The 12425-nt window shown below is 70.7% G+C and carries 9 protein-coding genes and 1 pseudogene; all 10 read left to right on the top strand.

What is annotated here, in order from left to right; all coding sequences use genetic code 11:
- A pseudogene (locus Q0Q23_RS10220) lies at nucleotides 1–1216 on the top strand (DNA polymerase III subunit gamma and tau); the annotation flags it as partial.
- Nucleotides 1217–1220: 4 nt separating this feature from the next.
- Entirely contained in the window at nucleotides 1221–1817 is a 597-nt protein-coding gene (gene recR / locus Q0Q23_RS10215) for a recombination mediator RecR (RefSeq protein WP_295122762.1), read from the top strand.
- 185 nt (nucleotides 1818–2002) lie between these two features.
- Nucleotides 2003–3289, top strand: coding sequence for an aspartate kinase (locus Q0Q23_RS10210; protein ID WP_295122765.1), 1287 nt, complete (start codon nucleotides 2003–2005; stop codon nucleotides 3287–3289).
- A gap of 93 nt (nucleotides 3290–3382) precedes the next feature.
- Nucleotides 3383–4456, top strand: a complete 1074-nt coding sequence (locus Q0Q23_RS10205; protein ID WP_295122759.1) for an aspartate-semialdehyde dehydrogenase — start codon at nucleotides 3383–3385, stop codon at nucleotides 4454–4456.
- Between the two features lie 199 nt (nucleotides 4457–4655).
- Nucleotides 4656–6158, top strand: coding sequence for a malate:quinone oxidoreductase (locus tag Q0Q23_RS10200; protein WP_295122756.1), 1503 nt, complete (start codon nucleotides 4656–4658; stop codon nucleotides 6156–6158).
- 257 nt (nucleotides 6159–6415) lie between these two features.
- Nucleotides 6416–8026, top strand: a complete 1611-nt coding sequence (locus tag Q0Q23_RS10195) for an ABC-F family ATP-binding cassette domain-containing protein (RefSeq protein ID WP_295122753.1) — start codon at nucleotides 6416–6418, stop codon at nucleotides 8024–8026.
- 54 nt (nucleotides 8027–8080) lie between these two features.
- Nucleotides 8081–9190 carry an Rv2578c family radical SAM protein gene (locus tag Q0Q23_RS10190; RefSeq protein ID WP_295122751.1) on the top strand — a complete coding sequence of 370 codons (1110 nt, stop codon included), beginning with the start codon at nucleotides 8081–8083 and terminating at the stop codon, nucleotides 9188–9190.
- 162 nt (nucleotides 9191–9352) lie between these two features.
- A complete protein-coding gene (locus tag Q0Q23_RS10185; RefSeq protein ID WP_295122747.1) occupies nucleotides 9353–10546 on the top strand; it encodes a sensor histidine kinase in 1194 nt (397 codons plus the stop codon).
- Nucleotides 10543–11754 (top strand): hypothetical protein, encoded by a 1212-nt coding sequence (locus Q0Q23_RS10180; protein WP_295122743.1) that lies wholly within the window; start codon nucleotides 10543–10545, stop codon nucleotides 11752–11754. The genes Q0Q23_RS10185 and Q0Q23_RS10180 overlap by 4 nt, the downstream gene beginning before the upstream one ends.
- Nucleotides 11751–12425 (top strand): response regulator, encoded by a 675-nt coding sequence (locus Q0Q23_RS10175; RefSeq protein WP_295122740.1) that lies wholly within the window; start codon nucleotides 11751–11753, stop codon nucleotides 12423–12425. The genes Q0Q23_RS10180 and Q0Q23_RS10175 overlap by 4 nt, the downstream gene beginning before the upstream one ends.

Here is a 12425-nt window from a genome sequence, read left to right as displayed (position 1 = left end):
GGCAGACCCCGGCACCCCCGTTGCCGCCCCCGAGCGGGTCGAGCCCGGCGCCGACGCTCCCAAGCGCACAGCGCCCGCCGCTCAACCGGCGACGGCCCCTGCCGCCTCGCCTGCGTCCGTGCCTGCGCCCGCGCCGGTCGGTGCGGTGACGACCCAGCAGGTCAAGGACTCCTGGCCGCAGATTCTCGACGCCGTCCAGCGCGCCAAGCGAAGCGCGTGGATGGTCGTGTTCACGGCTCAGGTGCGTTCGCTGAAAGACGACGTGCTCACGCTGTCCTTCCCCAGCGACAACGACGTGCAGAGCTTCCGCCAGCCGCAGACGCCGGGCGGACAGAGCGTGAGCGAGTACTTGCGCCAGGCGATCATCGAGATCCTGGGCCTCCGCGTCAAGTTCATCGCGCGCGCCGACGGCGCACCGTCCGGGGGAGCGCCGTCCCGGCCGAACGGCGGCGCGTCCTCGGCTCCGGAGGCTCCCACCTGGCCTGGCGCCGGTGGTGGCGGCAGCGGCGATGCGGGCGGCTCGCCGCCCGCGCGGTCGGCGTCGTCGGCCACGGCGCCGACTTCCACCGCGTCGTCCGCCGGCCCGGCGACCCCCGCTTCGTCCTCCGCCACACCGTCGGTTCCGTCCGCGGTTCCCCCGGCGTCGGCTCCGTCGGCCACCACCACCGAGTGGGCGACCGTCGCCATCCCGTCGTCCGCCCCTGCCGCCGTGGCCACGCTCGAGCGGCCGCAGGCCGGCCCGGCGAGGCCTGCCGCTCCGGCCTCTGCAGGGCCGACGCCGTCGCCGGTCGTAGACGATGTCCCGCCGGACGAGCTGGAACCTCCGGAGGAGACCGAGCCTCCCTACGAGTCCGAGGTTCCCGAGGAACCCGCGGGCGACTGGGCGGCCGCCCCGGGCACCGGTGCCGTGCCGGCGCCGCAGCCCGTCGCAGCCGCGGGTACGGCCGCATCGGTCGCTCCCGTCGGCCGCCCGGCTTCCGATGGCCGGACCTCCGACGGCCCGGCTCCCGACCGCCGTCAGGCTCCCGACCGCCGTCAGGTTCCCGACCGGCCCGCGCCGGAGCGGTCCGCGCCGGAGCGGTCTGCGCCGGCCGCCGGTTCCCGAACGCCCACCTTCCAGGCTCCGCAGCGCTACGGCGAGGCCGTGGTCCGCGAGATCCTGGGGGCGACGTTCCTCGAGGAGCAGCCTGCGCCTCGCTCGCCGGGGATGAGGTAGCCCCGTGTACGAAGGCATCGTCCAAGAGCTGATCGACGAGCTGGGCCGCCTGCCCGGCATCGGGCCCAAGTCGGCGCAGCGCATCGCGTTCCACATCCTCCAGACCGAGAGCTTCGACGTCACCCGTCTCGCCGAGGTGCTGCTGGAGGTGCGCGACAAGGTGCGGTTCTGCGAGATCTGCGGCAACGTCTCCGAAGAGGCGACCTGCTCGATCTGCCGTGATCCGCGGCGCTCGCCCGAGCTGATCTGCGTGGTCGAGGAGGCGAAAGACGTCGTCGCGATCGAACGCACCCGCGAATTCCGTGGTCTGTACCACGTGCTCGGCGGCGCGATCAGCCCGATCGACGGCGTCGGCCCCGACGACCTCCGCATCCGCCAGCTGATGCAGCGTCTCGCCGACGGCACGGTGCAGGAGGTCATCATCGCGACCGACCCCAACCTCGAGGGCGAGGCCACGGCCACCTACCTCAGCCGGCTCCTGACCACGCTCGACATCCGGGTCACCCGGCTCGCCTCCGGCCTCCCCGTCGGCGGCGACCTCGAGTACGCCGACGAGGTCACGCTCGGTCGCGCCTTCGAAGGCCGCCGCCAGGTCTCCTGACCCTCCGCCCTGCCACCTGAGCCGCCGCCGAGAGGGGACGCAAAACGCCGCCTCGCGCGCTTCGAAGCGGCGAATCGCGTCCCCTCTGAGCTCGCGAGCGGGCTCCGCCCGCCGTCCCGTCACATGGCCGATCGGGCATATCCCCGGCCGGTAGAATGGTCACTCCCGTGAGTTCTGGAGAGCCTGTGGCCCTGATCGTTCAGAAATTCGGCGGCTCGTCCGTCGCGAATGCCGAGAGCATCAAGCGCGTCGCCAAGCGCATCGTCGAGACCCGCAAAGCCGGCAACGAGGTCGTCGTGGCCGTCTCGGCGATGGGGGATACGACCGACGAACTCGTCGATCTCGCCCACGAGGTCACGCCGATCCCGGAGCCTCGTGAGCTCGACATGCTCCTCACCGCGGGGGAGCGCATCTCGATGGCCCTGCTGGCCATGTCGATCAAGAGCATGGGCTACGACGCCCGCTCGTTCACGGGCAGCCAGGCCGGCATGATCACCGACGCCCAGCACGGAGCCGCGCGCATCGTCGACGTCACGCCCGGCCGCATACAGGACGCCCTCGACGAGGGCGCGATCGCGATCGTCGCCGGATTCCAGGGCTTCAACCGCGACACCCGCGACATCACCACGCTCGGCCGCGGCGGCTCCGACACCACCGCGGTCGCCCTCGCCGCCGCTCTCGGCGCCGAGGTCTGCGAGATCTACACCGACGTCGACGGCGTGTTCACCTCCGACCCCCGGCAGGTGCCGCTCGCACGCAAGATCGACCGGATCACGAGCGAGGAGATGCTCGAGCTCGCGGCCGCCGGCGCCAAGGTGCTGCACATCCGGGCGGTCGAGTACGCCCGCCGTCACAACGTGACCCTGCACGTGCGCTCCTCGTTCTCGAACAAGGAGGGCACGTACGTCCTCAACGAAGCAGCGGCGGCCGAGGCCGCCCAGAAGGATGGAACCGTGGAAGAGCCCATCATCTCCGGAGTGGCCACCGACCTGAGCGAGGCCAAGATCACCGTCGTCGGCGTTCCCGACGTGCCGGGCAAGGCGGCGCAGATCTTCAAGATCGTCGCAAAGGCCAACGCGAACGTCGACATGATCGTGCAGAACGTGTCGGCGGCTGCGACCAGCCTCACCGACATCTCGTTCACGCTGCCCAAGTCGGAGGGCCAGCGCGTGCTGACGGCGCTCACCGCCGAGAAGGACGAGGTCGGCTTCCAATCGCTGCAGTACGACGACCAGATCGGCAAGCTCGCGCTCGTCGGCGCCGGCATGCGCACCAACACCGGCGTATCCGCTGCGCTGTTCGAGGCGCTGTTCGAGGCCGGCATCAACATCGAGATGATCTCGACCAGCGAGATCCGCATCTCGGTCGTCACGCGCGCCGACACCGTGGCGGAGGCCGCCCGCGTCGTTCACACCGCATTCGGACTCGACGGCGACGAGAAGGCCGTCGTCTACGCCGGCACCGGCCGCTAGACCCGCTGGGCTCGGCCCCGGGACTCCGCCCGGGGAATGCGACGGGCCGGCCTCCCGTTCGACACCTCAGACCACGACTCGAAGGATCAGACCATGAGCGAGACCACACCCGGCTTCGACATCGCCGTCGTCGGCGCCACCGGCCAGGTCGGCAGCGTGATGCGCCGGCTGCTGGAAGAGCGCGAATTCCCGGTGAAGAGCATCCGCTTCTTCGCCTCGTCGCGCTCGGCCGGCACCACCCTGCCGTTCCGGGGCGAGCAGATCGTCGTCGAAGACGTCGCGACCGCCGATGTCTCCGGAATCGACATCGCCCTCTTCTCCGCCGGCGCCACCGGCTCGAAGGCGCACGCACCGCGCTTCGCCGAGGCCGGCGCCATCGTCATCGACAACTCGAGCGGCTGGCGCATGGACCCGGACGTGCCGCTCGTGGTCTCCGAGGTCAACCCGGACGCGATCGCGGACGCGCGCAAGGGCATCATCGCGAACCCGAACTGCACCACGATGGCGGCCATGCCCGTGCTGAAGGTGCTGCACGACGAGGCCGGCCTGCAGCGCCTCACCGTGAGCACGTACCAGGCCGTCTCGGGCTCGGGCCTCGCGGGCGCCGAGGAACTCGCCGGCCAGATCCGCACCGCGGTAGCCGACGAGAACCTGCTTCAGCTCGTCCATGACGGCTCGGCCGTCGCGATGCCCGACCCGGTCAAGTACGTTCGCCCGATCGCGTTCGACGTCATCCCGCTGGCCGGCTCGATCGTCGACGACGGACTGAACGAGACCGACGAGGAGAAGAAGCTCCGTAACGAGAGCCGCAAGATCCTCGACCTCCCCGGTCTGCTCGTGAGCGGCACCTGCGTGCGCGTTCCGGTCTTCACCGGCCACTCGCTGTCGATCAACGCCGAGTTCGCAGCGCCGATCTCGCCGGAGCGCGCCACCGAGCTTCTGTCCGACGCTCCCGGCGTGCGGCTGACCGACGTACCCACACCGCTGGAGGCCGCCGGACAGGACCCGAGCTTCGTGGGCCGCATCCGTGCCGACGAGGGTGCTCCCGAGGGCCGTGGGCTCGCGCTTTTCATCAGCAACGACAACCTCCGCAAGGGTGCCGCGCTCAACGCGGTGCAGATCGCGGAGCTCGTCGCGGATCGCCTGGGCGCCCGCGTCGCCGGCTGACCGGCACCGCGCTCTGCCGCCGAGGGGCCGCCGAGGGGCCGCCGAGAGGCGCGTAGGCGCCCTCAAAACCCTCGCTTGAGGGCGATTTCGCGCCCTTCGAACGCCCCTCGGTGCCGCGGCGCCCGGCATCTGTCTTGATGTCGAGACAGATCCCGGCGCGACGGGAGGGCGCGTGCCCGCCTCGCCGTAGGATTGTCTGGTGAGCACTGATCCCATCGACGTCGTCCTGATCGGCGGCGGCATCATGAGCGCCACGCTGGGCTCCCTGATCCAGCGCGTGCAGCCCGACTGGAGCATCCGCATCTACGAGTCGCTGGGCGCCGTCGCCCAGGAGAGCTCCAACCCGTGGAACAACGCGGGCACAGGCCATGCCGCCCTCTGCGAGCTCAACTACATGCCGGAGGCGCCGGACGGCTCCGTCGACCCCGCGAAGGCCATCAGCATCAACGAGCAGTTCCAGCTGAGCCGACAGTACTGGGCGTCGCTCGTGGCTGCCGGCCACCTGCCCGACCCGCGCACGTTCATCAACGCGACGCCGCATATGACGTTCGTTCGCGGCCGCGACAACATCCGCTACCTCCGCAAGCGCTACGAGGCGCTGAAAGACCAGCCGCTCTTCGACGGCATCGAGTACTCGGAAGACCCCGCGACCATCGGCGAGTGGACCCCGCTGCTGACCAAGAAGCGCAGTGCCAAGCAGCGCATCGCGGCAACGCGGCAGACCGCCGGCACCGACGTCGACTTCGGCGCGCTCACCCGCGCCCTGATCGACGACCTCGTCGCGAACGGCGCCGAGCTGGCGCTCAACCACCGTGTGCGCAGCATCAAGCGCACCTCCGACGGTCTGTGGCGCATCAAGGTGCGCCACGAGGTCGGCCACACGCCGCACGAGGCGACTGCCCGGTTCGTGTTCGTCGGCGCGGGAGGCGGCGCCCTCCACCTGCTGCAGAAGTCCGGCATCCCGGAGATCAAGGGGTTCGGCGGGTTCCCGATCTCCGGCCAGTTCCTGCGCACGTCCGATCCGAAGATCGTCGCCCAGCACCAGGCCAAAGTCTACGGCAAGGCCGCCGTCGGCGCCCCGCCCATGTCGGTCCCGCACCTCGACACCCGCGTCGTCGACGGCGAGGCATCGCTGCTGTTCGGCCCCTACGCCGGCTTCAGCCCGAAGTTCCTGAAGAGCGGCAGCTGGTGGGATCTCCCCGGCTCGGTGCGCGCCGGCAACCTCGGCCCCATGCTCGCCGTGGCCCGCGACAACTTCGATCTCATCAAATACCTGGTCGGTGAGTTGCTGGCGAACCGCGCCAAGAAGATGAAGGCGCTGCAGGAGTTCATGCCCACCGCCAAGTCGGAGGACTGGGAGCTGATCACGGCGGGCCAGCGCGTGCAGGTCATGAAGAAGGATCCCAAGAAGGGCGGGGTCCTCCAGTTCGGCACCGAGGTGATCGCGTCGGCCGATGGCTCGATCGCCGGCCTCCTCGGCGCGTCCCCCGGCGCGTCGACGGCGGTCCCGATCATGATCGATCTGCTGCAGACGTGCTTCCCCGACCGCTACGCGGGTTGGCTGCCGACGCTCAAGACGCTGATCCCGACGGTCGGTACGACGCTCAACGACCGCCCGAAGGAGGCGGCCCGGGTGCTCGCCGACACCGCGGCCGTGCTCGATCTCGCGGAGCAGCCGGCCGGGCAGGTCGTTCGGGCCTGACCCGCCCGCCACCAGTCGATCCGTACCGTGCGGTACGGATCGACTGGACAGCCGTGCCGTCGACCTGTTAGAGTCGGCGGCGCTATGAAGTGAGAACCTCCTCTCGTCCCGCGCCCGAGGCGCCGTCGATCGAGGGAGCGACCCTTCGGGTCCTGCGCCGCCTGGTCATCCGGCACTGGGCGCTCCGGCGCACTCCATCGACGGAAGTCCGCCCGGCGGGAACCTGCTCCTGTCGGAGCGCCCGGAAGGTGGAACTCATGCATACCCTCACTCTCTCCCCGCTCCGCGCGGACGGAATCTCGGTGCACTACGGCGACCGGCGGGTGCTCTCCGACGTGTCGCTGACCGTGCCCCCTGGCGCGCGCATCGGCCTCATCGGCGAGAACGGCGTCGGCAAGTCGACGCTGCTGCGCGTGCTCGCCGGCGCCGAGACTCCCGACTCCGGCGTGGTCTCGAGGCCGCGTCGTGTCGGTTTCCTCTGGCAGGAGGTGCGCTTCCGGCCGGAGGACACGCTCGCGGCGCTGATGGAGGACGCGCTCGCAGAGGTGCGCGCGATCGAACGCGGGCTGGAGGCCGCGTCGCTCGCCCTCGCGGGCGACGATCCTGCCGCCGCTGTGCGCTACGACGAGGCGTTGAGCGCGGCCGAGCGTGCCGAGGTCTGGACGGCCGAATCGCGTCGCGACGCATTGCTCGACGGTCTCGGGGTGGGCGGCATCCCGCTGGCCCGGCGGCTTTCCGAGGTCTCGGGAGGTCAGCGGAGCCGGTTCGCGCTCGCCGCGCTGCTGCTCGGCCGGCCGGATGCACTGCTCCTCGACGAGCCGACCAACCACCTGGACGACGAGGCCGCGGCGTTCCTGGAGTCGCAGCTGCTGGGCTGGCACGGACCGGTGCTCTTCGCGAGCCACGATCGCGCCTTCCTCGACTCGGCCGCCACCGGGCTGCTGGATCTCGACCCGACGCGCTCCGGCACCACCGTGTTCGGCGGCGGTTACAGCGCCTACCTCGCCGAGAAGGCCGCCGAGCGCGCCCGCTGGGAGAAGCAGTACTCCGACGAGCAGGCCGAGCTCGCAGCGCTGAAGCACGCGGTCGAGGTCACCGCACGTTCCATCGCGTGGTCGGGCAAGGTGCGCGACAACGACAAGTTCGTCAAGTCGTACAAGGGCAACACGCTCGACAGGCAGATCAGCCGGCGGATCCGGAACGCCGATGGGCGGCTGGACGAGCTGACGAAGTCGCAGGTGCGCAAGCCGCCGAAGCCGCTCGGCTTCACGGGCATCCCCGCCGGGTTCCAGCGTCTGGGTGACGAGGCCGGGTCTCTGCTGCAGGCCGACGATCTCCACGTGCCGGGGCGCCTGACGCTGTCACGGTTCGCGGTCGAGGCCGAGTCCCGGGTGCTGGTGACGGGCCCGAACGGCGCGGGCAAGTCGACGCTGCTCTCGGTGCTGGCGGGGCGGATCGTCCCGCTCGTCGGGACGGTGCACCGGCGTCGCGGGCTGCGCGTGGAGCTTCTGGAACAGGACGTGCGGTTCGCGGATCCGACGCAGACGCCGCGGCGGATCTACGAGCTGGCGCTCGGCGAGCGCCGCGCGGAGACGGTGCCCCTGTCCGGCCTGGGGCTGCTCGCGCCGCGAGACCTCGATCGCGAGGTGGGGTTGCTGTCCGTGGGGCAGCAGCGGCGTCTGGCCCTGGCGCTCATCATGGCGCGGCCGCCGCACGTCTTCCTGCTCGACGAACCGACCAACCACCTCTCGCTCGGTCTCGCCACCGAGCTGGAGGAGGCCCTCGGCGGCTACCCCGGCGCCGTCGTCGTCGCCAGCCACGATCGCTGGCTGCGGGAGCGGTGGAGCGGGGACGTGGTCGCCCTGTGAGCCGGTGAGGATCTTCCGCTTGACGCTCATTCGAACATATGTTCGAATAGATGCATGAGGTGGAGCGGGCAGGAGCTGGCGGTGGAGACGCCGTCGGCCCTGCCCGGTCTCGCCCGGTTGAACAACCTGGTCCGATCGGTGCGCACTCCGGACTTCGCGGGCATCACCTTCCACGAGATCCTCGCCAAGTCGGCGCTCAACAAGATTCCCGGCGGGGGAGGGCCGATGCCCTTCGGCTGGACCATCAATCCCTACCGTGGGTGTTCACACGCGTGCGTGTACTGCTTCGCCCGGCCCACGCACAGCTACCTCGAGCTCGATCAGGGCAAAGACTTCGACCAGGAGATCATCGTCAAGGTCAACGTGGCCGATGTGCTGCGCAAAGAGCTGGCCAAGCCGAGCTGGGGTCATCATCCGGTCGCGTTGGGCACCAACACCGACCCGTACCAGCGTGCCGAGGGGCGCTACGCGCTCATGCCGGGCATCATCGACGCCCTCGCCGATTCGGGAACGCCGTTCAGCATCCTCACCAAGGGGTCGCTTCTCCGTCGCGATCTCGACCGGCTCGCGGAGGCATCGCGACGCGTCCCCGTCGACCTCGCCCTGTCGATCGCCGTGTACGACGACGAACTCCAGCAGTCGGTCGAGCCGGGGACGCCGACGACCAAGGCGCGCCTGGCGACGGTCACCGCCGTGCGCGAGCACGGTCTCGACTGCTCGGTGTTCCTGATGCCGATCCTCCCGTACCTCACCGACACGCGCGCTCACCTCGACGAGGCGTTGCGACAGGCGAAGGCTGCCGGTGCCACCAGCGTGCTCTACACGGCGCTCCACCTGAAGCCCGGGGTCAAGGAGTGGTATTACCTCTGGCTCGGCCGCGAGCATCCCGAGCTGCTGCCGCGGTATCGAAAGATGTACGGCCGCGGCACCTACGCTCCCAAGGAGTACCGAGCCTGGCTCGCTGCGCGCATCAAGCCGCTCATCCGCGCGCACCGGTTGGAACGCGGCGAGGAGGACCCGGTGACCGGCGGCGTGCGCTCCTCGGCGATCGGGATGCTGCGCGACACGGAGGGCGAGCGGCGCGCGGTTGAGCGCGTGGCGCCCCAGGAGATGACCCCGGAGGCGGCACTCGTGACGCTCGGCGTTCAGCCGATGCTCTTCTGAGCAGCCGCCTGGAGCGGAGCCCCGAAGCCGCGGGGTACAAGAGACCTGCACGCCCGGGGTACACAGCGACCGGGTGAACTGCCATAATCCACTCTGGGGCGTCGCGGTCCACCGGCACCCTCCGGCGGATCCTGCCGGCCCGTCTCGCGTCGAAGGAGCCCGGTGTCGCTCGGTCTTCCCAGCCACCTCTCGCGGGCGGCGAACTCCAAAGCGCTGGCTACCGCAGCTCGCTGGGCGGCCCTGGTGTGCTTGGCGATGGCGATCGTCAACGTCGCCATTTCCGCGCTGGGAGGGACGACAGGGTCGACTTCCTGGATCAGCACCCTCGTCCTCCTGCCGATGATCCTCCTGCTGGTCCTGCTGTCGCGCGGTCGCACCGTTCTCCTGACGGTGGTGTACTTGCTGGTCGGGGCAGTGTGCACCTTCCTGTACGTCTACATCCTCTTCGAGAGCACTCCGACGTACCGCGACACCAACCTGCTGGTGGTCGCCCTTCCGGTCGTCGCCATGACCCTGGTCGGCGGGACGGGGACCGGAGCGCTCGGCGGGATCCTCTGGGCGACGCTCGGCTTCGCGCTCGCCGAGGCAGCCGTGCTTGTGGGCGCGACCGCGGCCGACCGCGGGTTCCGTCCCGACGCGGTCTCGCTCGGCGCGTACCTGCTGCTGGTCGGCGTGCTCGCCTTCGACGGGCTCACGCGCGGTTCCCGGTCCCGAACCCAGTCGGCCATCCACCGGGCGGTGCGCGACGCGCGTCTCGTCGACCTGCGACGGGAGCTGCTGGCCGAGTCGACGGCGGACCTGCACGACACCGTGCTCAGTGAGCTCGCCGCCATTGCGGCCGCCGAACCGGGCGAGCTCTCGCCGCGCCTCCGCGGGCGCATCGAATCCGACCTCCACGCGCTCGGAGGAGCGGCTCTGCCCGGGGATCCGACGCCGACTTCGACGGCGGGCGCCGACCCCTGGTACGGCAGCGAGCTGCGGCGAGCCATCGAGGACGCTCGCGACGAGGGCCTCTCCGTCGATGTCTCGGGCGACCGGGACGCGGTCGCCGGGCTGGCCGATGACTCGCGACGCGCCCTCGGGCTCGCCGTGCGCCAGTGCCTGGTCAACGTCCTGCGGCATTCCGGCAGCGCGACTGCGGAGGTGGCCGTCTCGACCGGCGAGGGCTCCGTCTCGGTGATGGTCGTGGATGGCGGCCGGGGTTTCGGCTCGGTGCCCGTTGGCGCCGACCGCCTCGGCCTGCGGCAATCGGTGCACGACCGCATCAGCAAGGTCGGCGGCACCGTGACGATCTACTCGAGCGAGGACGTGGGAACGACCGTGATCATGACCGTGCCGGAGGCGGTGGCCTCGTGAACACGGTGATCGCGGACACCATCGTGCGCTATCGGTCGATGCCGGTCGAGCGTACCCCGCAGCGGCTGGACCCTCTGGGCGTGCAGTCGGCCTGGTTGCTGGTGCCGTTGATCGGATCGGTCGCCGTGGGGTATGCCGTCTATTCGACGATCGTGCATCATGAGCAGCTGCGCAGCCCGGCTCTGGCGGTCTGGGCCATCGTCGTCCTCTGCGTCGCCGTCGCCGTCGCTGCGATCCGTACCCATCCGGGTCTCGCGCCGGTCGGGCTCTGGTCGCACGTCGCCATCATCGGGGTGACCCTGGCCTCCGCAGTCCTCTTCGACGCGTCGGTGTGGGGACACAACCAGCGCATCCAGGACGACTGGGGTCAGATCGCCGTCGCACTGCTGCTGACCGCCATGCCCCTCTACCGCCCGGTCGCCGAGGTGCTGGCGACGGCGACCGCCGGCGCCCTGGTGCTCGGAGCCCTGGCCGCGGCGCAATCGCCGTCGTTGGCGATCGTCACCCATCCCGCGGTCTACGCGACCGTCGCAGCCACCCCGATTCTCGCGCTCGCGTGCGGCGGTGCGGGTTATGCCTGGACGATGACGGGGGAGACGCTCCGCTGGCGCGAGGTCGCCCGGGCCGCCCAGCTCCGGTTGGAGGGCGAGCTTCGGCAGGTCGCGGAACGGATGGTCGCGCAAGAGCGCGCCACCGCACTCAACGTCGAGGCGGTGCCGTTCCTCACCGGCCTGCTCTCCTCCGGGCGGATCGAACCGGAGGACCGCGAACGAGCGCGGGCCATTGCGTCGCGACTTCGTCGCGCTGCGGTCGATGCCGCCGACCGCAGCTGGCTCGCCGAGACGGTCGACCTGGCCCTGGCCCGGCGCGGAGCAGCCGACGACCCGCGGCGCTGGACGCGCGTGGACGATCCCGATCGGCTCGACCGGGTGCTGAGCGAGGAGCAGCGCGCGATCGTCGGCGCCCTGATCGGCACCGTGGCCGGCCTCCCCGGGCTCCACCCGACCACCCTCGCCATCGCGGTCTCCCGTCCTGAACGCCCGATGTTCGTGCTGACCGCAACGGTGAACGAGTCGCGTCGCATCCTGCGGTCCGCGCTCGTACCGTTCCTCGGCGCGCTGCAGTCCGTCTCGATGGAGGCGTCCATGCGCGTGGACGATGGCCGCCTCACCGTGCGTTTCGCATACCCTGGGAGGCGAGCACCATGAGCACCGCCACAGCACAGCCCGCATCGTCATCCCCGCCGATCCGGCTCGCCATCCTCGACGACCACGAGATCCTCCTCGACAGCCTCGCCACCTGGATCGAGCGCAACGCGCCCGAGTTCGACCTCGTCGTGCGAGCGGGCAGCTGGCTGGAGCTCGTGCACAGCGAGGCGTTCCCGACCGATCTGGTGATCATGGACCTGCAACTGCAGGAGTCGGTGTCGATCGGAGCGCGGGTCCGCACCTGTCGCGCGGCCGGGGCGAAGGTGGTCGTCTTGAGCGCCGTGGATACGCAGCAGGACCGCGATGCGGCGCTGGCAGCCGGCGCCGTCGCGTACGTCACGAAGTCCCAGCCGATGTCGGAGCTCATCGCCGTGTCGCTCGCCGCGATGGGTCGGGACGGCGCGGCCGTCGAACAGAAGCCGGTCTGGCGACCGCGGCCCGCCGTTCCGGAAGCGTCGCGGCCGAAGCTGAGCGACGGCGAGCGGCAGGCGCTCGTGCTCTACGCCGACGGCCGCACGACCTCCGAGGTCGCGCGGGCGATGAACGTGCAGTACGAGACGGCCAAGACGTATCTGCGGCGCGTGCGGGAGAAGTACGGCAAAGCCGGCCGGCCCACGAGTTCGCGTGCCGACCTCATCCGCCGCGCCGCGGAGGACGGCTACCTCACCTGA

The organism is uncultured Leifsonia sp. (genome assembly GCF_945957465.1).
GTDB lineage: Bacteria > Actinomycetota > Actinomycetes > Actinomycetales > Microbacteriaceae > Leifsonia.
The sequence above is the reverse complement of the archived record's forward strand: the minus strand, read 5'-3'. Positions and strand labels throughout refer to the sequence as shown.

Bases quoted from the DNA above. Each gene is read 5' to 3' on its own strand.
- Q0Q23_RS10190 (WP_295122751.1), top strand. From the start codon at position 8,081: ATGAGGTGGAGCGGGCAGGAGCTGGCGGTGGAGACGCCGTCGGCCCTG.
- Q0Q23_RS10175 (WP_295122740.1), top strand. From the start codon at position 11,751: ATGAGCACCGCCACAGCACAGCCCGCATCGTCATCCCCGCCGATCCGG.
- Q0Q23_RS10195 (WP_295122753.1), top strand. From the start codon at position 6,416: ATGCATACCCTCACTCTCTCCCCGCTCCGCGCGGACGGAATCTCGGTG.
- Q0Q23_RS10205 (WP_295122759.1), top strand. From the start codon at position 3,383: ATGAGCGAGACCACACCCGGCTTCGACATCGCCGTCGTCGGCGCCACC.